This window comes from Escherichia sp. WS1368 (assembly GCF_046487485.1).
Taxonomy (GTDB): Bacteria; Pseudomonadota; Gammaproteobacteria; order Enterobacterales; family Enterobacteriaceae; genus Escherichia; species Escherichia coli.
Map to the genome: position 1 here is coordinate 18,897 of NZ_JBJQJI010000019.1, position 23,824 is coordinate 42,720.

General features: G+C 49.2%; 22 protein-coding genes. 14 read left to right on the forward strand and 8 right to left on the reverse strand.

The genetic code is table 11. From position 1 onward, the window contains the following. Positions 1 to 66 precede the first annotated feature (66 nt). Positions 67 to 1,566, forward strand: a complete 1,500-nt coding sequence (gene pitA / locus ACJHYD_RS21505; protein ID WP_000902780.1) for an inorganic phosphate transporter PitA — start codon at positions 67 to 69, stop codon at positions 1,564 to 1,566. A 70-nt stretch (positions 1,567 to 1,636) separates the two neighbouring features. Here the strand turns inward: pitA and uspB are convergent, their stop codons facing one another. Beyond that, the gene (uspB, locus tag ACJHYD_RS21510) at positions 1,637 to 1,972 is read right to left on the reverse strand and encodes a universal stress protein UspB (RefSeq protein ID WP_000626187.1); all 336 of its coding nucleotides are present in this window, start codon (positions 1,970 to 1,972) and stop codon (positions 1,637 to 1,639) included. A 390-nt stretch (positions 1,973 to 2,362) separates the two neighbouring features. Here uspB and uspA point away from each other — a divergent pair, with 390 nt between their 5' ends. Then, the gene (gene uspA, locus ACJHYD_RS21515; protein WP_000323571.1) at positions 2,363 to 2,797 is read left to right on the forward strand and encodes a universal stress protein UspA; all 435 of its coding nucleotides are present in this window, start codon (positions 2,363 to 2,365) and stop codon (positions 2,795 to 2,797) included. Between the two features lie 96 nt (positions 2,798 to 2,893). Here the strand turns inward: uspA and ACJHYD_RS21520 are convergent, their stop codons facing one another. Continuing rightward, complete coding sequence (locus ACJHYD_RS21520; RefSeq protein ID WP_211180512.1) at positions 2,894 to 2,947, reverse strand: protein YriB; 54 nt, start codon at positions 2,945 to 2,947, stop codon at positions 2,894 to 2,896. 165 nt (positions 2,948 to 3,112) lie between these two features. Between ACJHYD_RS21520 and dtpB the strand changes: the two genes are divergently transcribed. Continuing rightward, complete coding sequence (dtpB, locus tag ACJHYD_RS21525; protein WP_001098629.1) at positions 3,113 to 4,582, forward strand: dipeptide/tripeptide permease DtpB; 1,470 nt, start codon at positions 3,113 to 3,115, stop codon at positions 4,580 to 4,582. A 48-nt stretch (positions 4,583 to 4,630) separates the two neighbouring features. Here the strand turns inward: dtpB and rsmJ are convergent, their stop codons facing one another. Together rsmJ and prlC are read right to left on the reverse strand one after the other, a co-directional pair. Beyond that, a complete protein-coding gene (rsmJ, locus tag ACJHYD_RS21530; RefSeq protein WP_000686620.1) occupies positions 4,631 to 5,383 on the reverse strand; it encodes a 16S rRNA (guanine(1516)-N(2))-methyltransferase RsmJ in 753 nt (250 codons plus the stop codon). A gap of 7 nt (positions 5,384 to 5,390) precedes the next feature. After that, on the reverse strand, positions 5,391 to 7,433 hold the full coding sequence (prlC, locus tag ACJHYD_RS21535; RefSeq protein WP_001298719.1) for an oligopeptidase A: 2,043 nt from the start codon (positions 7,431 to 7,433) through the stop codon (positions 5,391 to 5,393). Between the two features lie 202 nt (positions 7,434 to 7,635). On the opposite strand from prlC, the gene rlmJ reads away from it, so the two are divergent. Together rlmJ and gorA are read left to right on the forward strand one after the other, a co-directional pair. Next, the gene (rlmJ, locus tag ACJHYD_RS21540; RefSeq protein ID WP_001296497.1) at positions 7,636 to 8,478 is read left to right on the forward strand and encodes a 23S rRNA (adenine(2030)-N(6))-methyltransferase; all 843 of its coding nucleotides are present in this window, start codon (positions 7,636 to 7,638) and stop codon (positions 8,476 to 8,478) included. 71 nt (positions 8,479 to 8,549) lie between these two features. Further along, positions 8,550 to 9,902 carry a glutathione-disulfide reductase gene (gene gorA / locus ACJHYD_RS21545; RefSeq protein WP_000160811.1) on the forward strand — a complete coding sequence of 451 codons (1,353 nt, stop codon included), beginning with the start codon at positions 8,550 to 8,552 and terminating at the stop codon, positions 9,900 to 9,902. A gap of 53 nt (positions 9,903 to 9,955) precedes the next feature. Here the strand turns inward: gorA and dinQ are convergent, their stop codons facing one another. Then, positions 9,956 to 10,039: a damage-inducible type I toxin DinQ gene (gene dinQ, locus ACJHYD_RS21550; protein ID WP_001295215.1), complete on the reverse strand. Its 84-nt coding sequence runs from the start codon at positions 10,037 to 10,039 to the stop codon at positions 9,956 to 9,958. A 742-nt stretch (positions 10,040 to 10,781) separates the two neighbouring features. On the opposite strand from dinQ, the gene arsR reads away from it, so the two are divergent. Genes arsR through arsC form a run of 3 tightly spaced genes read left to right on the forward strand, consistent with a single transcriptional unit; the run spans position 10,782 to position 12,917 of the window. After that, positions 10,782 to 11,135, forward strand: coding sequence for an As(III)-sensing metalloregulatory transcriptional repressor ArsR (gene arsR / locus ACJHYD_RS21555; protein ID WP_001551793.1), 354 nt, complete (start codon positions 10,782 to 10,784; stop codon positions 11,133 to 11,135). Positions 11,136 to 11,189: 54 nt separating this feature from the next. Next, positions 11,190 to 12,479: an arsenite/antimonite:H(+) antiporter ArsB gene (gene arsB / locus ACJHYD_RS21560; RefSeq protein WP_001551794.1), complete on the forward strand. Its 1,290-nt coding sequence runs from the start codon at positions 11,190 to 11,192 to the stop codon at positions 12,477 to 12,479. A gap of 12 nt (positions 12,480 to 12,491) precedes the next feature. Next, positions 12,492 to 12,917 (forward strand): glutaredoxin-dependent arsenate reductase, encoded by a 426-nt coding sequence (arsC, locus tag ACJHYD_RS21565; RefSeq protein ID WP_000065800.1) that lies wholly within the window; start codon positions 12,492 to 12,494, stop codon positions 12,915 to 12,917. 122 nt (positions 12,918 to 13,039) lie between these two features. Here arsC and ACJHYD_RS21570 read toward each other — a convergent pair whose 3' ends face one another. After that, positions 13,040 to 13,336: an ArsR/SmtB family transcription factor gene (locus ACJHYD_RS21570; protein ID WP_001175589.1), complete on the reverse strand. Its 297-nt coding sequence runs from the start codon at positions 13,334 to 13,336 to the stop codon at positions 13,040 to 13,042. A gap of 107 nt (positions 13,337 to 13,443) precedes the next feature. Between ACJHYD_RS21570 and ACJHYD_RS21575 the strand changes: the two genes are divergently transcribed. From ACJHYD_RS21575 to ACJHYD_RS21590, 4 genes are all read left to right on the forward strand, one after another. After that, positions 13,444 to 14,445 (forward strand): permease, encoded by a 1,002-nt coding sequence (locus tag ACJHYD_RS21575; RefSeq protein ID WP_001389872.1) that lies wholly within the window; start codon positions 13,444 to 13,446, stop codon positions 14,443 to 14,445. Between the two features lie 579 nt (positions 14,446 to 15,024). Further along, the gene (locus ACJHYD_RS21580; protein ID WP_000020609.1) at positions 15,025 to 16,248 is read left to right on the forward strand and encodes a hypothetical protein; all 1,224 of its coding nucleotides are present in this window, start codon (positions 15,025 to 15,027) and stop codon (positions 16,246 to 16,248) included. 245 nt (positions 16,249 to 16,493) lie between these two features. Next, positions 16,494 to 17,060, forward strand: a complete 567-nt coding sequence (slp, locus tag ACJHYD_RS21585) for an outer membrane lipoprotein Slp (protein ID WP_001057453.1) — start codon at positions 16,494 to 16,496, stop codon at positions 17,058 to 17,060. A 152-nt stretch (positions 17,061 to 17,212) separates the two neighbouring features. After that, positions 17,213 to 17,743, forward strand: coding sequence for a helix-turn-helix transcriptional regulator (locus ACJHYD_RS21590; RefSeq protein WP_000478615.1), 531 nt, complete (start codon positions 17,213 to 17,215; stop codon positions 17,741 to 17,743). A 60-nt stretch (positions 17,744 to 17,803) separates the two neighbouring features. Here ACJHYD_RS21590 and chuS read toward each other — a convergent pair whose 3' ends face one another. Both chuS and chuA read right to left on the reverse strand, forming a co-directional pair. Further along, positions 17,804 to 18,832 carry a hematinate-forming heme oxygenase ChuS gene (gene chuS, locus ACJHYD_RS21595; protein WP_001551795.1) on the reverse strand — a complete coding sequence of 343 codons (1,029 nt, stop codon included), beginning with the start codon at positions 18,830 to 18,832 and terminating at the stop codon, positions 17,804 to 17,806. Between the two features lie 48 nt (positions 18,833 to 18,880). After that, entirely contained in the window at positions 18,881 to 20,863 is a 1,983-nt protein-coding gene (gene chuA / locus ACJHYD_RS21600) for a TonB-dependent heme/hemoglobin receptor ChuA/ShuA (protein ID WP_000089572.1), read from the reverse strand. Between the two features lie 682 nt (positions 20,864 to 21,545). Between chuA and shuT the strand changes: the two genes are divergently transcribed. Next, positions 21,546 to 22,460: a heme ABC transporter substrate-binding protein ShuT gene (gene shuT, locus ACJHYD_RS21605; RefSeq protein ID WP_001551796.1), complete on the forward strand. Its 915-nt coding sequence runs from the start codon at positions 21,546 to 21,548 to the stop codon at positions 22,458 to 22,460. 19 nt (positions 22,461 to 22,479) lie between these two features. After that, complete coding sequence (hutW, locus tag ACJHYD_RS21610; RefSeq protein ID WP_001551797.1) at positions 22,480 to 23,817, forward strand: heme anaerobic degradation radical SAM methyltransferase ChuW/HutW; 1,338 nt, start codon at positions 22,480 to 22,482, stop codon at positions 23,815 to 23,817. Positions 23,818 to 23,824: the final 7 nt, after the last annotated feature.

The window sequence follows — 23,824 nt, forward strand, 5'->3', positions numbered from 1 at the left end:
TTGCCCGCGCCGCGAAAGTCACTGATAATGCGCCGCGTTCATGTCCTCAAAATGGCGTAACGTCCTATGCTACATTTGTTTGCTGGCCTGGATTTGCATACCGGGCTGTTATTATTGCTTGCACTGGCTTTTGTGCTGTTCTACGAAGCCATCAATGGTTTCCATGACACAGCCAACGCCGTGGCAACCGTTATCTATACCCGCGCGATGCGTTCTCAGCTCGCCGTGGTTATGGCGGCGGTGTTCAACTTTTTGGGTGTTTTGCTGGGTGGTCTGAGTGTTGCCTATGCCATTGTGCATATGCTGCCGACGGATCTGCTGCTTAATATGGGATCGTCTCATGGCCTTGCCATGGTGTTCTCTATGTTGCTGGCGGCGATTATCTGGAACCTGGGTACCTGGTACTTTGGTTTACCTGCATCCAGCTCTCATACGCTGATTGGCGCGATCATCGGGATTGGTTTAACCAATGCGTTGATGACCGGGACGTCAGTGGTGGATGCACTCAATATCCCGAAAGTATTAAGTATTTTCGGTTCTCTGATCGTTTCCCCTATTGTCGGCCTGGTGTTTGCTGGCGGTCTGATTTTCTTGCTGCGTCGCTACTGGAGCGGCACCAAGAAACGCGCCCGTATCCACCTGACCCCAGCGGAGCGTGAAAAGAAAGACGGCAAGAAAAAGCCGCCGTTCTGGACGCGTATTGCGCTGATCCTTTCCGCTATCGGCGTGGCGTTTTCGCACGGCGCGAACGATGGTCAGAAAGGCATTGGTCTGGTTATGTTGGTATTGATTGGCGTCGCACCAGCAGGCTTCGTGGTGAACATGAATGCCACTGGCTACGAAATCACCCGTACCCGTGATGCCATCAACAACGTGGAAGCTTACTTTGAGCAGCACCCTGCGCTGCTGAAACAGGCTACCGGTGCTGATCAGTTAGTACCGGCTCCGGAAGCTGGCGCAACGCAACCTGCGGAGTTCCATTGCCATCCGTCGAATACCATTAACGCGCTCAACCGCCTGAAAGGCATGTTGACTACCGATGTGGAAAGCTACGACAAGCTGTCGCTTGATCAACGTAGCCAGATGCGCCGCATTATGCTGTGCGTTTCTGACACTATCGACAAAGTGGTGAAGATGCCTGGCGTGAGTGCTGACGATCAGCGCCTGTTGAAGAAACTGAAATCCGATATGCTTAGCACCATCGAGTATGCGCCGGTGTGGATCATCATGGCGGTCGCGCTGGCGTTAGGTATCGGTACGATGATTGGCTGGCGTCGTGTGGCAACGACTATCGGTGAGAAAATCGGTAAGAAAGGCATGACCTACGCTCAGGGGATGTCTGCCCAGATGACTGCGGCAGTGTCTATCGGCCTGGCGAGTTATACCGGGATGCCGGTTTCCACTACCCACGTACTCTCCTCTTCTGTCGCGGGGACGATGGTGGTAGATGGCGGCGGCTTACAGCGTAAAACCGTGACCAGTATTCTGATGGCCTGGGTGTTTACCCTTCCGGCTGCGGTACTGCTTTCCGGCGGGCTTTACTGGCTCTCCTTGCAGTTCCTGTAATCGCACGCACCAAAACGAGCGGGTCAGTTTACTGGCCCGCTTTTTTTATGCGTTATTTTTGCTGAAGTGCTTAATGCCAAATCATCAATGCAATCAGACTGACCACCACCAGACCACACAATGCGCTGGTCAGAATAAACTGCCGACGCACCCGCTCACAGCGGCGAATAAACTCATCATCGTGATGATCGCGATAACGTTGGGCATAGATATACCAAACGAGACGCACCTGTTTGTTGGGTTGGCCATGTGAGGTAAAAAAGCCCCCTCCATCAACATATTGATAGAGCAATGGATCGCAGTTACGCAGTACCACTAACAACGCGCGTAGTGATGAGAAATAGCGCGCCATGTTAACAATGCAAACGACACATAAAGCCCAAAATAATGCGACGGTGCTTATCATACCTCCTCCCCGGCGACCTGCCCGCGGAGTTCCACCCCGGGGCTACCGCTCCCGATACGCTGCCAATCAGTTAACACCAGGTCCTGGAGAAACCGCTTTTGTGGTGACCAACATCCGAGCGGCTCTATAGATAGTGTAGGAGATCAGGTTGTTTTTTTTCCAGAAGGTTAACCACTATCAATATATTCATGTCGAAAATTTGTTTATCTAACGGGTAAGCAAGGCGGATTGACGGATCATCCGGGTCGCTATAAGGTAAGGATGGTCTTAACACTGAATCTTTACGGCTGGGTTAGCCCCGCGCACGTAGTTCGCAGGACGCGGGTGACGTAACGGCACAAGAAACGCTAGCTGGCCAGTCATCGACAACTTTATGGAAGGAGTAACACTATGGCTTATAAACACATTCTCATCGCGGTCGATCTCTCCCCGGAAAGCAAAGTTCTGGTAGAGAAAGCAGTCTCTATGGCTCGCCCCTACAATGCGAAAGTTTCTCTGATCCACGTAGATGTAAACTACTCTGACCTATACACCGGGCTTATTGATGTGAATCTGGGTGATATGCAGAAACGCATCTCTGAAGAGACACATCATGCGCTGACCGAGCTTTCCACTAATGCAGGCTACCCAATCACTGAAACCCTGAGCGGCAGCGGCGATCTGGGCCAGGTTCTGGTCGATGCAATCAAGAAATACGATATGGATCTGGTGGTTTGTGGTCACCACCAGGACTTCTGGAGCAAACTGATGTCTTCCGCACGTCAGCTGATCAACACCGTTCACGTTGATATGCTGATTGTTCCGCTGCGCGACGAAGAAGAATAATCTTCCCTCTACGACGTGTTCCTGAACGCCCGCATATGCGGGCGTTTTGCTTTTTGGCGCGCCTTGTTACCTTGCAGCGTAAACACCTTATCTGGCCTACGGTCTGCGTACGCAATCAAAATCCCCTGCCAATACAACATTTAACACCATCATATTTTCCATCATTAGTGTGATCAGCTGGTTATTTTCTGTTGTAATAGTGTATTAATCTATTCACCGCATCAATATTAAGAATCTCTGACAGATGAAAACTTTTTCGCGCGTTATCCCTTACGCGTTCATACTTTTCAGGATGGTATTGGAAGGTTAATAAATATGAATACAACAACACCCATGGGGATGCTGCAGCAACCTCGCCCATTTTTCATGATCTTTTTTGTCGAGTTATGGGAGCGATTCGGCTACTACGGCGTGCAGGGCGTACTGGCGGTTTTCTTCGTTAAGCAGCTTGGATTCTCGCAAGAACAGGCTTTTGTCACTTTTGGTGCTTTTGCTGCGCTGGTCTATGGCCTCATTTCCATTGGCGGCTATGTCGGCGACCACCTGCTGGGGACCAAACGCACCATTGTTCTCGGAGCACTTGTGCTGGCGATTGGCTACTTCATGACCGGCCTGTCGCTACTTAAGCCTGACCTGATTTTCATCGCCCTGGGGACTATCGCTGTCGGTAACGGCCTGTTTAAAGCTAACCCAGCCAGCTTGCTTTCGAAGTGCTATCCGCCGAAAGATCCGCGGCTTGATGGCGCATTTACCCTGTTCTATATGTCGATCAACATCGGCTCGTTGATAGCGTTATCGCTGGCCCCCGTGATCGCTGATAGATTCGGTTATTCAGTCACCTACAACCTGTGCGGTGCGGGGTTAATTATCGCGCTATTGGTTTACATCGCCTGTCGCGGAATGGTGAAAGACATTGGTTCTGAACCCGACTTCCGGCCGATGAGCTTCAGCAAACTGTTGTACGTGTTACTTGGCAGCGTGGTGATGATCTTCGTCTGTGCATGGCTGATGCACAACGTAGAAGTCGCCAATCTGGTGCTGATTGTTCTCTCTATCGTCGTCACCATCATTTTCTTTCGTCAGGCATTCAAGCTGGATAAAACCGGGCGCAATAAAATGTTTGTCGCCTTTGTCCTGATGCTCGAAGCGGTGGTGTTTTACATTCTCTACGCCCAGATGCCAACGTCGCTGAACTTCTTTGCCATCAACAACGTGCATCATGAAATTCTCGGCTTTTCCATCAACCCGGTCAGCTTCCAGGCGCTTAACCCGTTCTGGGTGGTACTCGCCAGCCCAATACTGGCAGGCATTTACACGCATCTGGGTAACAAAGGCAAAGACCTCTCTATGCCGATGAAATTTACTCTCGGCATGTTTATGTGCTCACTGGGCTTTTTGACGGCTGCAGCTGCGGGAATGTGGTTTGCGGATGCCCAAGGACTGACATCGCCGTGGTTTATTGTGCTGGTTTACTTATTCCAGAGCCTGGGTGAATTGTTTATTAGCGCCCTGGGTCTGGCGATGATTGCTGCCCTGGTGCCGCAGCATTTGATGGGCTTTATTCTCGGGATGTGGTTCCTGACGCAGGCTGCCGCGTTCTTGCTGGGCGGCTATGTGGCAACATTTACCGCAGTACCAGACAACATTACCGATCCGCTTGAGACGTTGCCCGTCTATACCAACGTGTTTGGTAAGATTGGCCTGGTTACGCTGGGCGTTGCGGTGGTGATGCTGCTGATGGTGCCGTGGCTGAAACGAATGATTGCGACGCCCGAAAGCCATTAATTATTCTTGCAGAAAGCAGGGTAGCGATAACGCTACCCTGCTTTACTTTTACACCGGCGTTCCGGCATAAATATCAAAGCGATGCCCTTTGGTCACTACCGCGTTTGGCGTGGCGACATTCGCCAGCGGCGGCGCGTAGTCCGGGCGCTTTACCACCACGCGTTTGGTCGCCAGCAAGCGTGCAGGCTCTAGTAATCCATCGGCATCAAGATCCGGCCCCACCAGCGACTGAAAGACACGCATCTCTTTTTTCACCAGAGCGCTTTTCTGCTTATGCGGGAACATCGGATCGAGATAGACCACCTGCGGGCGTGGGGTAATATCGGTCAGCGCCGTCAGGCTGGAGGCGTGAATTAACTGCAACCGCTCCTGCAACCAGCCGCCGATTTCCGCATCCGCATAACCACGCGCCAGGCCGTCGTCGAGCAATGCAGCAACCACCGGATTACGCTCCAGCATCCGCACGCGGCAGCCGACTGAAGCCAGCACAAAGGCATCGCGCCCCAGCCCTGCGGTAGCATCGACGACATCCGGCAAATAATCGCCTTTAATGCCCACCGCTTTCGCCACCGCCTCACCGCGACCACCACCGAATTTGCGTCGGTGCGCCATCGCTCCGCCAACAAAATCAACGAAGATGCCGCCAAGTTTTGGCTCATCACGCTTGCGCAGTTCCAGATGCTCCGGCGTTAATACCAGCGCCATCAGGTTGTCTTCATCGTGCTCCAGCCCCCAGCGGGCCGCCAGAACAGATAAGGCACCGTCTCCGGTGCCTGTTTCATCAATTAAGCAGATTTTCACTGAATGATCAGCCCTTAATGCCGTAATGCTCCAGCATCGCATCCAGCTGCGGTTCACGACCACGGAAGCGTTTGAACAGATCCATCGGCTCTTCTGAACCGCCACGGCTCAGAATGTTGTCGAGGAACGACTGTCCGGTTTCACGGTTGAAAATGCCCTCTTCCTCAAAGCGCGAGAAGGCATCTGCCGCCAGCACGTCGGCCCACAGGTAGCTGTAGTAACCTGCGGCATAACCACCGGCGAAAATATGGCTGAAAGCGTGCGGGAAACGGCCCCAGGATGGAGACGGTACTACGGCAACCAGTTTCTTGATTTCTGCCAGAGTTTCGAGGATTTTCGCTCCCTGATCCGGGCGGAACTCGGCATGGAGGCGGAAATCAAACAGGCCGAACTCCAGCTGGCGCAGAATAAACAGCGCCGCCTGGTAGTTCTTAGCCGCCAGCATTTTATCCAGCAGCTCCTTCGGCAGCGGTTCGCCGGTTTCATAGTGACCGGAGATAAATGCCAGCGCCTCAGGCTCCCAGCACCAGTTTTCCATAAACTGGCTCGGCAGTTCGACCGCATCCCACGGCACCCCGCTGATACCAGATACACCAGCAGTTTCAATGCGGGTCAGCATATGGTGCAGGCCGTGACCGAACTCGTGGAACAGGGTGATCACTTCGTCATGGGTAAACAGCGCCGGTTTACCATTTACCGGGCGGTTGAAGTTACAGGTCAGATACGCGACCGGTTTTTGCAGCGAACCGTCGGCTTTACGCATCTGGCCTACACAGTCATCCATCCACGCCCCGCCGCGCTTGTTTTCACGGGCATACAGGTCGAGGTAGAAGCTGCCGCGCAGTTCGTTGTTCTCGTCATACAGTTCGAAGAAACGTACATCCGGATGCCAGACATCAACATCTTTACGCTCTTTAGCGGTGATGCCGTAAATACGTTTCACCACTTCAAACAAGCCGTTAACCGCTTTGTTTTCCGGGAAGTACGGACGCAGCTGTTCGTCACTGATGCTGTAGAGGTGCTGTTTTTGTTTTTCGCTGTAGTACGCGATATCCCACGGCTGCAACTCATCCACGCCAAATTCGGCTTTAGCGAAGGCACGCAGTTGCGCCAGCTCTTTTTCGCCTTGTGGACGCGCGCGTTTTGCCAGATCGGTTAAGAAATCCAGCACCTGCTGCGGGTTTTCTGCCATTTTAGTAGCAAGGGATTTAAAGGCGTAGTTTTCAAAGCCCAGCAGTTGCGCCAGTTCGTGACGCAGCGCGAGGATCTCTTCCATCACCTTGCTGTTGTCCCACTTACCGGCGTTCGGACCTTGATCGGAGGCGCGGGTGCTGTAAGCGCGATACATCTCTTCGCGCAGAGCCTGGTTGTCGCAGTAGGTCATTACCGGCAGGTAGCTTGGGATATCCAGCGTCAGCAGGTAGCCTTCAAGTTCTTTCGCTTCAGCCTGGGCTTTTGCCGCAGCCAGCGCGCTTTCTGGCATCCCCGCCAGCTCCGCTTCGTCGGTAACGAGTTTGGTCCAGCCCATTGTCGCATCGAGGACGTTGTTGCTGTACTGGTTGCCCAGCTCGGAAAGACGAGTGGCAATCTCACCATAACGCTGCTGTTTCTCTTTCGGCAGACCGATGCCAGAGAGTTCAAAGTCGCGCAGTGCGTTATCAACCGCTTTCTTCTGCGCCGTGTTCAGCGTGGCGTAATGATCGCCATCGCGCAGGTCGCGATATGCTTTATACAGCCCTTCATGTTGTCCTACCCAGGTGCTGTATTCTGACAGCAGCGGCAGGGTTTGTTCGTACGCTTCACGCAGTTCCGGGCTATTTTTCACCGAGTTCAGGTGGCTGACCGGGGAGAAGATACGCCCCAGCACATCGTCCACTTCCGCCAACGGCTGGCAGAGATTTTCCCAGGTGTACGGTGCCCCTTGCGCTACTACGCGCTCCACATTTTCGCGGCAGTCGTTCAGCGCCTTAGTCACGGCTGGAACGACATGTTCCGGGAGAATTTTAGAAAACGGAGGCAATTCAAAGGGAGTCAGTAACGGATTCGTCATTAGCGCAGTCCTGGTTAAAGAGGTTAAGGAAGCGCTCAACAGGCGCTTTACATAATGTTTGTAGCATGGGGTTAAGTGTAGTGAATTTCAATGAGAAACGTTACGCTTTCGCGGCGGCGGCCTCTTTTCGGTATACTGTCCTGATAGGCTTTTGTGCGCCCCGAATACGGGCCGATTTTTACTTACCGGAACACCTTTACCCATGCTCAGTTATCGCCACAGCTTTCACGCTGGCAACCACGCCGACGTCCTTAAACATACCGTTCAGAGCCTGATCATCGAGTCGCTGAAAGAGAAAGATAAACCGTTTCTCTATCTCGATACCCACGCAGGGGCCGGGCGTTATCAGTTAGGCAGCGAACATGCCGAGCGTACCGGCGAATATCTCGAAGGTATCGCCCGTATCTGGCAGCAGGACGATTTGCCTGCAGAGCTGGAGGCGTACATCAATGTGGTAAAACACTTCAACCGTAGCGGTCAGTTGCGTTACTACCCCGGTTCGCCGTTGATTGCTCGTCAGTTACTGCGTGAACAGGACAGCCTGCAACTGACCGAACTGCACCCGAGCGATTACCCGTTGCTACGTTCTGAATTTCAGAAAGACAATCGTGCGCGCGTCGAAAAAGCCGATGGTTTCCAGCAGCTTAAGGCCAAACTGCCGCCGGTTTCCCGCCGTGGTTTAATCCTTATCGACCCGCCGTATGAAATGAAAACCGACTATCAGGCGGTGGTCAGCGGGATAGCAGAAGGCTATAAACGTTTCGCCACTGGCACTTACGCACTGTGGTATCCAGTGGTGTTGCGCCAGCAAATTAAGCGCATGATCCACGACCTGGAAGCGACCGGCATTCGCAAAATTCTGCAAATTGAACTGGCGGTACTGCCAGACAGCGATCGCCGTGGCATGACCGCTTCCGGCATGATTGTGATTAACCCGCCGTGGAAGCTGGAACAGCAGATGAATAACGTGCTGCCGTGGCTGCACAGCAAACTGGTTCCGGCAGGCACCGGGCACGCCACCGTAAGCTGGATCGTGCCGGAGTAATTGCAGCCATTGCTGGCACCTATTACGTCTCGCGCTACAATCGCGGTAATCAACGATAAGGACACTCTGTCATGACTAAACACTATGATTACATCGCCATCGGCGGCGGCAGCGGCGGTATCGCCTCCATCAACCGCGCGGCTATGTACGGCCAGAAATGCGCGCTGATTGAAGCCAAAGAGCTGGGCGGCACCTGCGTGAACGTCGGCTGCGTACCGAAGAAAGTGATGTGGCACGCGGCGCAAATCCGTGAAGCGATCCACATGTACGGTCCGGATTATGGTTTCGATACCACTATAAATAAATTCAACTGGGAAACGTTGATCGCCAGCCGTACCGCCTATATCGACCGTATTCATACTTCCTATGAAAACGTGCTCGGTAAAAATAACGTTGATGTAATCAAAGGCTTTGCCCGCTTCGTTGATGCCAAAACGCTGGAGGTAAACGGCGAAACCATCACGGCCGATCATATTCTGATCGCCACCGGCGGTCGTCCGAGCCACCCGGATATTCCGGGCGTGGAATACGGTATTGATTCTGATGGCTTCTTCGCCCTTCCTGCTTTGCCAGAGCGCGTGGCGGTTGTTGGCGCGGGTTACATCGCCGTTGAGCTGGCGGGCGTGATTAACGGCCTCGGCGCGAAAACGCATCTGTTTGTGCGTAAACATGCGCCGCTGCGCAGCTTCGACCCGATGATCTCTGAAACGCTGGTCGAAGTGATGAACGCCGAAGGCCCGCAGCTGCACACCAACGCCATCCCGAAAGCGGTGGTGAAAAATGCCGACGGCAGCCTGACGCTGGAGCTGGAAGATGGTCGCAGTGAAACGGTAGATTGCCTGATTTGGGCGATTGGTCGCGAGCCTGCCAATGACAACATCAACCTGGAAGCCGCTGGCGTTAAAACTAACGAAAAAGGCTATATCGTCGTCGATAAATATCAAAATACCAACGTTGAAGGTATTTACGCTGTGGGCGATAACACGGGGGCAGTGGAACTGACACCGGTGGCAGTTGCAGCGGGTCGCCGTCTCTCTGAACGCCTGTTTAATAACAAGCCTGATGAGCATCTGGATTACAGCAACATTCCGACCGTGGTCTTCAGCCATCCGCCGATTGGTACTGTTGGTTTAACGGAACCGCAGGCGCGCGAGCAGTACGGCGACGATCAGGTGAAAGTGTATAAATCCTCTTTCACCGCGATGTATACCGCCGTCACCACTCACCGCCAGCCGTGCCGCATGAAACTGGTATGCGTTGGACCGGAAGAGAAGATTGTCGGAATTCACGGCATTGGTTTTGGTATGGATGAAATGTTGCAGGGCTTCGCGGTGGCGCTGAAGATGGGGGCGACCAAAAAAGACTTCGACAATACCGTCGCCATTCACCCGACGGCGGCAGAAGAGTTCGTGACCATGCGTTAAATGTTAAAGGGCAAAGAGTGGTGTGCTCTTTGCCCTTAACTACGTTTCCGCTATCAGTTCAGAAGCTGAAGCAGGAAGCGGATCAGTTCCAGTAGCGCAATTAACGCCCCAAGAACGATGATTGCTTTATCAATCACCCGTTTTCTCCATGCGATGGAGTGAGAATGCATCCGCTTACTCATCCACTGCCTGTCACGGCGCATGCCCCATTGTTAGATGTGGGCATTCTCACTCCGACCAGAGCATCAGTTAACGGCACCACCCGTACTTCTGACCAGGACTTTGAAAGCGTTTATGCGCATTACCAGAGTGAAAATGCCTCAGAACTAACTGGATAATCATACAGTACATACAGGTTATAAAACCAGCATGTCCTTGCAATAGTTTCAGTATGGTATTAGCATTGATGCGTTAGATGATGGCATTCTCACTCCAGCCAGAGCCACCAACTCTGGGCTGCAAAGTAAAAAACCGACGCGAAGTCGGTTTTTTTACGTCCGGATTTGGACAAGGCCTGGTACGGCAGCGACCCGATGAAAGTATATAAATCCTCTTTCACCAACATGTATAGCAAACTGTCCCTTCGCCAGCTGAAGAAATCGCTAACGCTTGCAATGTTAGCCACTGGCTAATAGTATTGAACCGTTAGATGTGGGCATTCTCACTCCGGCCAGAGCCACCAACTCAGGGCTGGAAAGTAAAAAACCGACGCAAAGTCGGTTTTTTTACGTCCTGATTCAGACCTCCTTTCAAATGAATACCCAACTCAAAATTCACACCTATTACCTTCTTCTGCGCTTACACATTCGTTAAGTCATATATGTTTTTGACTTATCCGCTTCGAAGAGAGACACTACCTGCAACAATCAGGAGCGCAATATGTCATTTCTGTTACCCATCCAACTGTTCAAAATTCTTGCTGATGAAACCCGTCTGGGCATCGTTTTACTGCTCAGCGAGCTGGGAGAATTATGCGTCTGCGATCTCTGTACTGCCCTCGATCAGTCGCAGCCCAAGATATCCCGCCACCTGGCATTGCTGCGTGAAAGTGGGCTATTGCTGGATCGCAAGCAGGGTAAGTGGGTTCATTACCGCTTATCACCGCATATTCCATCATGGGCCGCGAAAATTATTGATGAGGCCTGGCGATGTGAACAGGAAAAGGTTCAGGCGATTGTCCGCAACCTGGCTCGACAAAATTGTTCCGAAGACAGTAAGAACATTTGTAGTTAAAAAATTTATCTAAACACATATGAATTTTCAGATGTGTTTTATCCGGGAGGCATTATGTTACTGGCAGGCGCTATTTTTGTCCTGACCATCGTATTGGTTATCTGGCAGCCGAAAGGTTTAGGCATCGGCTGGAGTGCAACGCTCGGCGCGGTACTGGCGTTGCTTACGGGCGTGGTTCATCCGGGTGATATTCCGGTGGTGTGGAATATCGTCTGGAACGCGACGGCGGCGTTTATTGCCGTCATTATCATCAGCCTGCTGCTGGATGAGTCCGGCTTTTTTGAATGGGCGGCGCTGCACGTCTCACGCTGGGGCAATGGACGCGGTCGCTTGCTGTTTACCTGGATTGTCCTGCTCGGTGCTGCCGTTGCAGCTCTGTTTGCCAATGATGGCGCGGCGCTTATTTTGACACCGATTGTCATCGCCATGCTGCTGGCTTTAGGGTTCAGTAAAGGCACGACGCTTGCGTTCGTGATGGCGGCCGGGTTCATTGCCGATACCGCCAGCCTGCCGCTTATTGTCTCCAACCTGGTGAATATCGTTTCCGCAGATTTCTTTGGCCTCGGCTTTCGCGAATATGCCTTGGTGATGGTGCCGGTGGATATCGCCGCGATTGTTGCCACGCTGGTGATGTTGCATCTCTATTTCCGCAAAGATATTCCGCAGAACTACGACATGGCGCTGCTGAAATCTCCCGCAGAAGCGATTAAAGATCCTGCTACGTTCAAAACTGGCTGGGTTGTTTTACTGCTTCTGCTGGTGGGATTTTTCGTTCTGGAACCGCTCGGCATTCCGGTCAGCGCCATTGCGGCAGTGGGCGCGCTGATATTATTTGCCGTCGCTAAACGCGGTCATGCAATTAATACGGGTAAGGTGCTACGCGGTGCGCCCTGGCAGATTGTCATCTTCTCGCTCGGCATGTATCTGGTGGTTTATGGCCTGCGCAATGCCGGACTAACGGAATATCTTTCTGGCGTACTCAACGTGCTGGCGGAAAACGGCCTGTGGGCCGCGACGCTCGGCACCGGATTCCTCACCGCCTTCCTCTCTTCTATTATGAACAATATGCCGACGGTACTGGTTGGCGCGTTGTCCATTGATGGCAGCACGGCATCTGGCGTTATCAAAGAAGCGATGGTTTATGCCAACGTGATTGGCTGCGATTTGGGGCCGAAAATTACCCCAATTGGTAGCCTGGCGACGCTGCTCTGGCTGCACGTACTTTCGCAGAAGAATATGACTATCAGCTGGGGATATTACTTCCGTACAGGGATTATCATGACCCTGCCGGTGCTTTTTGTGACGCTGGCTGCGCTGGCGCTACGTCTCTCTTTCACTTTGTAATGAGATATTGATATGAGCAACATTACCATTTATCACAACCCAGCCTGCGGCACGTCGCGAAATACGCTGGAGATGATCCGCAACAGCGGCACAGAACCGACCATTGTCTATTATCTGGAAACCCCACCGACGCGTGATGAACTGGTCAAACTCATTGCCGATATGGGGATTTCCGTACGCGCGCTGCTGCGTAAAAACGTCGAGCCGTATGAGGAACTGGGCCTTGCAGAAGATAAATTTACTGACGATCGGTTAATCGACTTTATGCTTCAGCACCCGATTCTGATTAATCGCCCGATTGTGGTGACGCCGCTGGGAACTCGCCTGTGCCGCCCTTCAGAAGTCGTGCTGGAAATTCTGCCAGATGCGCAACAAGGCGCGTTCACCAAGGAAGATGGCGAGAAAGTGGTTGATGAAGCGGGTAAACGCTTGAAATAAAGCGGCGATATCCACTGCCCATAGTTGGTAAAGTGCGCTTTGTTTATGTCGGATGCGACGCTAACGCGTCTTATCCGACCTACAAAACCGTGCATGGCATGAAATCTGTAGCGCGTAGCGCATCAGGCAATTTTGCTATTTACGCAGCACTCCTCACGTAAGAATTCAATTATCGCTTCCAGCATTGCGTATTGCGAAACACACATCAGCGTTCGACTCTCACGGTTTTGTTTGACCAGCCCTACCGATACCAGTGCTGAAATATGGTGACTGAGTGTGGAGCCGGGGATCCCAAGCTGCTTTTGCAACTCACCGACCGGCAAACCTTGTTCCCCCGCTTTGACCAGGTGTTTGAATATGAACAAACGGGTCGGGTGACCTAGCTCTTTCAGCGCTTTAGCAACTTCTTCCAACTGCATATGACACCCCCTTTGTCTGGTTGATATTTCGATAATACCAGAAATATCTTGATCTGAATTTCATTTCGATTATTCTGGAAATATGGATTCATTCAATGAGGTTACGTATGAGTAGTTGGCTTGCGATGCTGCAAGATGCCGCAGAGATGTTTGTGTTTCTCGCCGTCGAGCTTTCTTTGCTGTTTATAGTGATTAGTGCCGGTGTCAGCCTGATAAGACAAAAGGTGCCAGACCATAAAATCCAGCAGATGATGGGGGCAAGAAAAGGGAAAGGCTATCTCCTGGCTGCTCTGTTGGGAGCCGTTACCCCGTTCTGTAGTTGCTCGACAATCCCCATGTTACGTGGATTGTTATCAGCGAAAGCCGGGTTTGGTCCGACTCTCACTTTTTTATTTGTTTCCCCATTACTTAATCCCATTATCGTCGGGTTAATGTGGGTGACCTTTGGCTGGAAAGTTACCTTGTTGTACGCGATTATCGCCGCCGGCGTCTCCGTACTTGCCAGTATTATCCTGGATTCCCTGGGATTTGAACGTCATATCATTGCCAGTAAAAGCTCATCAGCAAATTGTTGTGCTCCAGCCAAAACTTCGCCGGGGACGACATATACGCCAATAAAAGTGAGTTGCTGTAGTCCAGCGGCTAAAGCCATTGAGAAACCTGTAGTAAACTGTTGCAGTACCAAAGCTGTGGTAAGTATTAATCCCATAAAACTAGCCACCAAAGATGCGTTGCAACAGTTTAAAGATGTACTGCCATATCTTTTGTTAGGGGTATTAATAGGCTCTTTTATTTATGGCTTTATTCCCTCAGAGTGGATTGCCGCTCATGCAGGGGCAGATAATCCCTTCGCCATCCCATTGAGCGCCGTTGTCGGAATTCCGCTGTATATCCGGGCAGAGGCGGTTATCCCTCTGGCATCTGTTCTGATGACAAAAGGAATGGGGCTGGGAGCATTAATGGCATTAATCATCGGCAGTGCCGGAGCAAGCCTGACGGAAGTGATATTACTTAAATCAATGTTCAGAATGCCGATGATAGCTGCATTCCTGACGGTTATCTTAGGTATGGCTATCTTGATGGGCTATTTGACTCAAATGCTATTTTAAATAGATGCCAGCAGTAAACTATAAGGAGCATTGTGAGTGCCTTATCCTTCTGAGTAGAAAATCATAGATAGGATAATCCTTAAAAATCACAAATAACTTAACTAATGCTTTGAGAATGATGACGGATCCGTCAGTAAGTCATCAATCGACAATCACCACGCAATCATGCTTCTCTGACATTTTATCGGAGAAGCAATGTCTCTTTGTTTCAGTGCTATCCCCCTTTTAAAGGGCAGATTTCAGTCGCCAATACAACACATTTTTAAATACACTTTAACCTGGTTCATTATTACACATCTAAAACATCACAAAAATATCACTTCACACACTATCGGTGAACATCATAACTTTTTAAAATGAGCGCTTTTTGATAGTTGTTAACGTTTTCCTTTACGATACTATCACTGCCCTTTTTTTATACACAAATATTACCGGGTGGAGATAAAAGGGAAATCAAAGGTAATTATATCAGGAAGAGATAACGCATTACATTTATTGTGTGTAGAAGAAAATCCATTCCTGTTCTAATTATCCAATTTAAACATCTTAGCATAAAACAAATGATGAATAAGGAATTTTATGTCAATTGACTTTACCCCAGGTATAATAAATACATATCACGGCGATATTTATAACTGCACAACAAATACCGATAATGCTAAAACGCCAGATACACCGAAGTGGCCTTGCGATAATTGGGAAGAACAACAACCCATTAATTCCACATTCTCTGGAGAAGGATATACCTCTGATCAATATGATTTAGCGCAACACCAACTTCAACAAATTAATGCGTGCCACACGAACACTACATATACAAATGCAGACTACTCAAAAATTGTGGCTCAACTTGTAAGTCTTATTAATAACATTGAAACGATAAGTTCGACACCACTTACGCAACAGACACAATCAATACTTAATCAGATTAATAACATTAGATACGAAAAGAATAAAAATTCTGAATGTCGAATCATTGTTGTCGCTAATCCTAAACCCGACAAGGCAATCATAACTAAAATTAGCGTAGAAGAGGGAATACCAGTAAGATTCAGTGTCCAAACCATGTTTTCAGATACTAATTTTAATGCTGAACAACGAGCTGACTTACCGACTAATATAAAAGATATTCAAAGCCTGTATCAAAAAATGACGAAGTTATATATTGAACACAGTGAAAATAAAAACAGGATGAAAGTCTTTGCCGGAACCAACTTTATTGATTTCAATATGACAGGACAGAACCTGTCCGGGTTCGTTCTAACCTTGTCAAGGTTTTATTTCGAAGATCTACTTAATATAAATTTCACTGACGCAAATTTAGGTGACACTATTTTTTCACATAAAGAACACCCTACCCCAAAATTATATAAAGACGAACAATATCTTGACAAACAAATCGAAGGTTTATTTTCAACATTATTAACCATTAATGACAACTTTTTACGAGCAAAAGCGGAAATTGCTTCGACAATAATTAAATTCTTAGAGGCCAGGATAACCAATCTTTCATACAATGACATATTAAAATATCAGCAAGAATTCCAAAAACAATGTTATAAGCAAGTTAAAGCCTTTACGACACTCTCCCGATACAATAAAATTCAAACATGGGCAGAAATGTCTGAATATCAATTCGAAGTATTTCAATACGAGACACTTAACCCAAAAAAAATGTCACGCACGCCTTATTTAAAGAGATCGCTACCTGATGAAAAAACTATAAATTATGGGGTGGAAATAGAAATACCATCCGGCAAAAGAATTCGCTTATCAAATCATTATCAGAATATAATACCATAATATTGATTATTAGCGCTTTATAAGCATTGAATAAAAATAGATTTTATGTACCTTTAAAAAAAGGCTATTTTATGGGGCGATGGATACTCATGTCACGCCCCAAAATTAACAGAATTAAACTAAACAGAAGGGATATAAACATCAGACAGGTTTACGTTACTATCAGGCATATCGCCTCAGAATCAGATGAAAACTATAAAGAAATATCTATTATGGTTTTAATATTTGTTGATAAGGATAGTAACATGAACATGACAAAAGGTGCACTCATCCTCAGCCTTTCATTTTTGCTTGCCGCATGTAGTTCAATTCCGCAAAATATCAAAGGCAATAACCAACCTGATATTCAAAAAAGTTTTGTTGCTGTTCATAACCAGCCGGGGTTATATGTTGGTCAACAAGCGCGCTTTGGTGGGAAGGTTATCAACGTTATCAATGGCAAAACGGATACGTTGTTAGAAATCGCTGTATTACCGTTGGATAGCTATGCGAAGCCTGATATTGAAGCCAACTATCAGGGCCGACTGCTCGCCAGACAAAGCGGCTTCCTTGATCCAGTGAACTATCGTAATCACTTTGTTACCATCCTCGGTACCATTCAGGGTGAACAACCTGGCTTTATCAATAAAGTCCCGTATAACTTCCTCGAAGTGAATATGCAGGGCATCCAGGTGTGGCATTTGAGAGAAGTGGTTAATACCACCTATAACCTGTGGGATTACGGCTATGGTGCATTCTGGCCGGAACCGGGCTGGGGCGCGCCTTACTACACCAATGCGGTGAGTCAGGTAACACCTGAGCTGGTCAAATAACACCACCGAGAGATGCAGATGCTTTCTCAGCATCTGCATCATGCATTACATCAAATTAATACACAGCCAGCTAACTATTATTATAAGCCCTGTCCTGTTAATTACCTTTGGCAAACTGATTATAAAGTTAATGTCCGCACCAGGAGTCGGTTATGTTTCTTATAATTACCAGGGATACGATGTTCTTCACTGCGATGAAAAACATTCTGAGTAAAGGTAATGTCGTTCATATACAGAACGAAGAAGAGATCGACGTAATGTTGCATCAGCATGCCTTCGTCATTATTGATACATTAATGAATAATGTATTTCATTCTAATTTGCTCACTCAAATTGAACGATTAAAACCTGTCCATGTGATTATTTTCTCCCCCTTTAATATTAAACGCTGCCTGGGGAAAGTACCGGTGACCTTTGTTCCGCGAACTATCACCATCATCGACTTTGTCGCACTCATCAATGGCAGTTACTGCTCTGTGCCTGAAGCGGATGTGTCCCTTTCGCGCAAGCAGCATCAGGTTCTGAGCTGCATTGCGAATCAAATGACAACGGAAGATATTCTGGAGAAACTGAAAATATCGCTAAAAACGTTCTACTGCCATAAACACAATATCATGATGATCCTCAATCTTAAGCGGATCAATGAGTTGGTACGCCATCAGCATATTGATTATCTGGTGTGATCGATTGATTAATATAAAGAGGCCCAGCAATAAATAGCCAGACCTCCCGTTAATTATACGTTATGCAGTAACGCCTTCCGGTATCAGCGAAGCAATTTGCTTACGCCATTGCGCTTGCTCCTGTTCGCCTTCTGTACGTTGACCATAAAGTTGCGCTATCTGCGTACCATCATGGGCAAACAATTCCAGACTGGTCACATAACCGTCACTAGCAGGTTTACGGGTTACCCAGGTTTCAGCAATGCTCTCTTCTAATAGATGAAGAGTAAACGTCGGGTTAAAAATATTCAGCCAACCTTTCATTGGCACCACTTTTTCTACCACGCCAGTGAAAATCTGTACGCAGCCACGGTTGCCAACAAACACCATGATTTCATTGCCATCCTGCTGTGCAGATTCAAGAATTTGCGCCAACGCACTGTTGGATACTTTGCAGGCCAAATCGTCTGCCACCAGATTGAACGCCTGTTGGCGCGTCAGGTTGTGGCGCTTGAGCAACGTAAAAAACTGATGAACGTCGGTCATCGCCCGCCACTCTTGCTCAACCACACTGGCATCGGCTCGCATTTGAACGACTGGCGCATCACCGGCTTTTAACTCAAGCGGCGTATTCTCATCGGCGATAAACCGTGCCAGAAGCTCACTCCATGCCGCCATATCGGTATTGTCGGTGGCATAAACTTTTAGTAATGCATCGCCCTGATGATCAAAGAACTGAATACTCTGGCGTTCGCTACGAGTCGTATTTTCTTTAATGTGAAAAACACTGGCCCATTGATTGAGAAACAGACGCAAATCCAGCGCGCGTGGATTGAGGATCAATCCGGCATGTCCGTTCAAATGCTGGTTTGTGAACGCACCAACTTGCTCATGGACTGCATATTCATTACGACAAATACATTTGGTCTCGCCAACACTTTCGAGCGCCGCCAGAATGTCACGGATATCGCCGCGCATCCGCCACGCATCGTGCGTGACGCGTGCAAATGCCAGTTCTGCTTCGCTAATATTCATTAAACCTGCGATGTCACGCGCGTACTTTCCGGGATTTTGTTCTTTTAACTCAAGCCAGCGTGTGTAGTGGTTCATTGTCTCTCTTCCTTCCAGATAAATGCCCCGAAATATCGGGGCAGATGATTACCATTGATAACTCACGAAAATTTTTCCATTACGACCATCCTGTGGGATGCCTTGTGGCGACCAGTACTCTTTGTCGAAAGCGTTACCCAACACCAAAGTAGTGGTCATACCTTTGAGCGCCTGTTGTCCTTGATAACTGACGTAGAAATCATTCACGCCATAGCCTGGTTGTTTGCTGTAACTGCTGCTGATATGTGTTGAGCGATCGGCAAACGTACCAACCCACCCAACAGAGAAGCCACTGTGAGCGATCGGAATATTCAGGGTGCTGGTAACGGTATCCGGGTTAATACTGGAGATATATTCGCCGGTATCGGTGTCTTTGCCGCGGGTACGGTTATAGGCCACATCAAGGCTAAACAGATCAGTGGTATATTTCGTCATCACATCCCAGCCCCAGATTTTGGCGTTCGGGACGTTATACGACATAGTTGTCGCCGCCGCGAAATCGACGGTCGTGGAGATGTAATCCTTCGCTTTGGTATCAAAGTAGCTGGCTTTAAATTCCAGGGCATCATTGGACAACATCAGGTCATCAAAACGCAGCCCAAAACCGTACTCCTGAGTTTCGTTAGTTTCCGGACGTAAGTTCGGGTTTGGCACCCAATAGTTGGTATAGAAGCGACCAATCGAGAAGTGCTTAGAATCGTTATACATTTCGCCCATCGTCGGGGCGCGGAATGCCTGGGCATATGAGCCAAATAACATCAGCCAGTTAGTCGGGTTGATAGTCATCCCCGCGCGAGATGACCATTTGTCGGCATCAACATCTTTGTAGCCGTCGCTGCTACCGCGATAACTGTCATAGCGGGTTCCGCCAAGCAGAGTAATCGGCAGATCTCGTAAGGTGATCTCATCCTGTAGCCAGCCGGAGCTAAAATCGATTTTTGCTTGCGGGAAGCCCGTCGTCGCGCCGCCCGGATGTTGTTCCTGACGATAATACTCACCGCCATATGTCAGTAAGTGAGAAGCGAAACTGTCGGCAAATAGAGTGGAACGGTTCTCCAGCCTGGCTCCTTTTGTTATCTGTTCACGATACTCGCCGGAACTCCCCGTGTTTTGCGCATTAATACGGACTTCCGACCAGTAAATTTTTGCATCTGCATTTAACCAGTCGTTGCCCTGCGGGGCGAGTTTATAAGAAAGCTGCGCATCGCGTTGAATTGTTGAACGATCAACCATCGGGTTGCTGCTATCAGAAGCTTCAACGGTCTGCGGATTTTTTGGTTCACGCGCGTCGTTGTTGTAGTAACGCACTAAACCGCTCAGAGACTGGGCTGAATCAATTTGCCAGGTCCCTTTCGCCAGCATGTTATTAATGGACTCGTCATTCGGCGCGGTTTCACCATTGCTCTGGCGTAAATCACCCCGATCGCGACTGGACCAGGCCACAATACCATCCAGATTTTCAGTTCGCCCAAACGCGCTCGCGCCTAATCCCAGGCTATGGTCCCCCGTGCCGCCAGTACCAAAGACACGAAAACCACTGCTTTGTCCTTCCTGCAATAAATCTTTTGCATCGACCGTATCGTAGGAGATCACTCCACCCAGCGCACCACTGCCATACAGTAATGCTGAAGGTCCGCGAACAATCTCAACACGCTTGATCAGCGCTGGATCGAGAAAAGTGCCATTCAGGTGTCCGGTATCCGTTCCCTGGCGAACACCATCGACAAGAACCAGCACGCCGCGATGATCATAGCCACGCATATTTACATCCTGGCCGTTGGTTCGTCCGGTACCATCAAGAGTAATTCCAGGAACATGACGCAGCAGATCGGAGGCTGAAGTAGCCGTTTGATTTTCAGGAGCGGAAGTGTCGATGACGCTGACCATCATAGGCGCTTCGAAGGAACTACGGGCATTCCCCGTTGCCGTAACGGTCATGGTTTCAGTAGCAAAAGCAAACGTTGGCAAGGTGGCAGAAACAGCCAAAGCCAACAAACTCAAACGCAACGAGGTAAATTGCGGACGTGACATAGCGATTCTCCATGAGGAAAATAAAAAATGCTGGCTGCCTGGGTTAATACCGGGGTGGCTGGCGAAAAATAAATTTATTTAAAATTCAGAGCGATAATATTCGCCGGGTGAGTTTACAGGCGTTTATATCCCATGAAATTGCCTGGTATCTCGGCAAATACGCAAAAGCACGCCCTCTTTGTCAGGCAAAACGATATGCCCCATCAGGAGTGAAGAGCGCTGTGCGCTATCCCTTGCAAATGCTATGGTTTTGTTATCCATATGGTCGTGTTTTGTTAAGCGCAAACGTGATAATGAGAATTATTATCGATCAATTTTTTATGATCAAGCTTTTTTTAACCGCCATTAACACAATAAACAGGGGGTTATGAAACCTATCCCGCGCCCTGAAAACCACTTTATTTTTATGGTTATTCCCCCATGACCTCATCACTAAACTTTGTCGTTAACAGTGATAATTTCCTCTTCGCTTTGCTCTGCAAGCCTCGATATCTCTGGGTTCTCAGCTTTTTCCCGCGCTGAAATTTAGTCGGTAACAAGAACGTTAGCTGACGAAGCATCTTGATAAAAATCAAAAATAAATACGCTTGTAACGCCGTGCGTATTGAATCGACGGTTGTATTTCATATATAACTCAAATGATAATCATGATCATTCTCAACTTGATAAGAGTTCTCATATTATGCCAAGGATCATCACCAGGCCGTTTCTTTTTTCCCCACTGACGTTATGTATTTCAGCCGTGGCCTCTGCCGCGAAGACCGCGGTAAAACGAAAAAAATTGTTTACGGCAGTACTGGCTCTTAGCTGGGCTTTTAGCGTAACGGCTGCCGAACGTATCGTGGTCGCAGGAGGATCGCTGACGGAGCTAATCTACGCGATGGGCGCTGGCGAACGCGTGGTTGGTGTCGATGAAACGACATCTTATCCACCAGAAACCGCCAAACTGCCGCATATTGGCTACTGGAAACAACTCAGCAGCGAAGGCATTTTGTCACTTCGCCCGGATAGCGTAATTACCTGGCAGGATGCCGGGCCACAAATTGTGCTCGACCAATTACGAGCGCAGAAAGTCAACGTCGTCACCCTGCCGCGTGTGCCTGCCACCCTTGAGCAGATGTACGCCAACATTCGCCAACTGGCAAAAACGCTACAGGTTCCTGAACAAGGCGAGGCGCTGGTGACACAGATCAACCAACGCCTGGAGCGAGTACAGCAAAACGTGGCGGCCAAAAAAGCCCCGGTTAAAGCCATGTTTATTCTCTCCGCAGGCGGAAGTGCGCCACAGGTTGCCGGTAAAGGCAGCGTCGCGGACGCCATTCTTTCGCTTGCCGGAGCAGAAAACGTCGCAACCTACCAGCAGTACAAAAGCTACAGTGCAGAATCACTGATTGCGGCCAATCCAGAAGTGATTGTCGTAACCTCACAAATGGTCGATGGCGATATTAATCGGCTACGTTCTATTGCCGGAATTACCCACACTGCCGCATGGAAAAACCAGCGCATTATCACCGTTGATCAAAACCTGATTCTGGGAATGGGTCCGCGTATTGCTGATGTCGTTGAGTCTTTACACCAGCAGCTTTGGCCGCAATAAATGGATTTAAATCAGACGAATGAACGCAAATAACACCCTGGATCTCACGCCACATTTTGCTTTAGACGGTGATCAGCCATTTAAAGACAGGCGCGCCATGATGCCGTTTCGTGGGGCCATTCCGGTTGCCAAAGAGCAACTGGCACAGACCTGGCAAGAGATGCTCAATCAAACGGTATCACCACGTAAGCGACTGGTTTATCTACACATTCCTTTTTGTGCAACACACTGCACGTTTTGTGGTTTTTATCAGAACCGTTTTAATGAAGATGCGTGTGCTCATTATACCGACGCCCTGATTCGTGAAATAGAAATGGAAGCGGACAGCGTATTGCATCAGTCTGCCCCCATCCACGCGGTCTATTTCGGTGGCGGCACGCCTTCCGCGCTTTCTGCACACGATTTAGCCAGAATTATCAATATATTACGAGAAAAGCTGCCACTGGCCCCTGATTGTGAAATCACTATCGAAGGCCGGGTACTGAATTTTGACGCTGAGCGAATCGATGCTTGTCTTGATGCAGGAGCAAACCGCTTCTCAATTGGTATCCAGTCGTTTAACAGCAAAATCCGCAAGAAAATGGCCCGCACCTCGGATGGCCCAACCGCCATTGCGTTTATGGAAAGCCTGGTCAAACGTGACCGTGCTGCGGTGGTCTGTGACCTGCTGTTTGGCCTGCCGGGTCAGGATGCGCAAACCTGGGGAGAAGATCTGGCTATTGCCCGCGATATCGGTCTCGACGGCGTCGATCTCTATGCGCTCAATGTCCTGCCCAATACACCGCTGGGCAAAGCCGTGGAAAATGGGCGTACTACCGTGCCCTCTCCGGCAGAACGTCGCGATCTTTATCTGCAAGGGTGTGATTTTATGGACGATGCCGGTTGGCGCTGCATCAGTAACAGCCACTGGGGCCGTACCACACGCGAACGCAATCTCTATAACCTGCTGATTAAACAAGGTGCCGATTGTCTGGCCTTTGGTTCCGGAGCCGGCGGTTCGATTAATGGTTACTCCTGGATGAACGAACGCAATCTTCAGACCTGGCATGAATCCGTCGCGGCAGGCAAAAAACCGCTGATGATGATCATGCGTAACGCCGAACGTAATGCGCAATGGCGTCATACCTTGCAGTCAGGTGTTGAAACAGCGCGTGTACCGCTGGATGAACTTACGCCACATGCCGAAAAACTCGCGCCGTTACTGGCTCAATGGCACCAAAAAGGCTTAAGCCGCGATGCGTCAACTTGCCTGCGGCTGACTAATGAAGGTCGTTTCTGGGCAAGCAATATTTTGCAGTCTCTTAATGAACTAATTCAGGTACTAAATGCGCCAGCGATTGTGCGTGAAAAACCATAACAGGAGT

What these genes read in the sequence shown, in the direction of transcription:
- arsC (WP_000065800.1), top strand. Translation starts at nt 12,492, where the DNA reads ATGAGCAACATTACCATTTATCACAACCCAGCCTGCGGCACGTCGCGA.
- ACJHYD_RS21575 (WP_001389872.1), top strand. Translation starts at nt 13,444, where the DNA reads ATGAGTAGTTGGCTTGCGATGCTGCAAGATGCCGCAGAGATGTTTGTG.
- arsB (WP_001551794.1), top strand. Translation starts at nt 11,190, where the DNA reads ATGTTACTGGCAGGCGCTATTTTTGTCCTGACCATCGTATTGGTTATC.
- ACJHYD_RS21580 (WP_000020609.1), top strand. Translation starts at nt 15,025, where the DNA reads ATGTCAATTGACTTTACCCCAGGTATAATAAATACATATCACGGCGAT.
- uspA (WP_000323571.1), top strand. Translation starts at nt 2,363, where the DNA reads ATGGCTTATAAACACATTCTCATCGCGGTCGATCTCTCCCCGGAAAGC.
- ACJHYD_RS21570 (WP_001175589.1), bottom strand. Translation starts at nt 13,336, where the DNA reads ATGCAGTTGGAAGAAGTTGCTAAAGCGCTGAAAGAGCTAGGTCACCCG.
- slp (WP_001057453.1), top strand. Translation starts at nt 16,494, where the DNA reads ATGAACATGACAAAAGGTGCACTCATCCTCAGCCTTTCATTTTTGCTT.
- ACJHYD_RS21590 (WP_000478615.1), top strand. Translation starts at nt 17,213, where the DNA reads ATGTTTCTTATAATTACCAGGGATACGATGTTCTTCACTGCGATGAAA.
- chuS (WP_001551795.1), bottom strand. Translation starts at nt 18,832, where the DNA reads ATGAACCACTACACACGCTGGCTTGAGTTAAAAGAACAAAATCCCGGA.
- rlmJ (WP_001296497.1), top strand. Translation starts at nt 7,636, where the DNA reads ATGCTCAGTTATCGCCACAGCTTTCACGCTGGCAACCACGCCGACGTC.
- pitA (WP_000902780.1), top strand. Translation starts at nt 67, where the DNA reads ATGCTACATTTGTTTGCTGGCCTGGATTTGCATACCGGGCTGTTATTA.
- dtpB (WP_001098629.1), top strand. Translation starts at nt 3,113, where the DNA reads ATGAATACAACAACACCCATGGGGATGCTGCAGCAACCTCGCCCATTT.
- uspB (WP_000626187.1), bottom strand. Translation starts at nt 1,972, where the DNA reads ATGATAAGCACCGTCGCATTATTTTGGGCTTTATGTGTCGTTTGCATT.
- prlC (WP_001298719.1), bottom strand. Translation starts at nt 7,433, where the DNA reads ATGACGAATCCGTTACTGACTCCCTTTGAATTGCCTCCGTTTTCTAAA.
- hutW (WP_001551797.1), top strand. Translation starts at nt 22,480, where the DNA reads ATGAACGCAAATAACACCCTGGATCTCACGCCACATTTTGCTTTAGAC.
- chuA (WP_000089572.1), bottom strand. Translation starts at nt 20,863, where the DNA reads ATGTCACGTCCGCAATTTACCTCGTTGCGTTTGAGTTTGTTGGCTTTG.
- shuT (WP_001551796.1), top strand. Translation starts at nt 21,546, where the DNA reads ATGCCAAGGATCATCACCAGGCCGTTTCTTTTTTCCCCACTGACGTTA.
- gorA (WP_000160811.1), top strand. Translation starts at nt 8,550, where the DNA reads ATGACTAAACACTATGATTACATCGCCATCGGCGGCGGCAGCGGCGGT.
- arsR (WP_001551793.1), top strand. Translation starts at nt 10,782, where the DNA reads ATGTCATTTCTGTTACCCATCCAACTGTTCAAAATTCTTGCTGATGAA.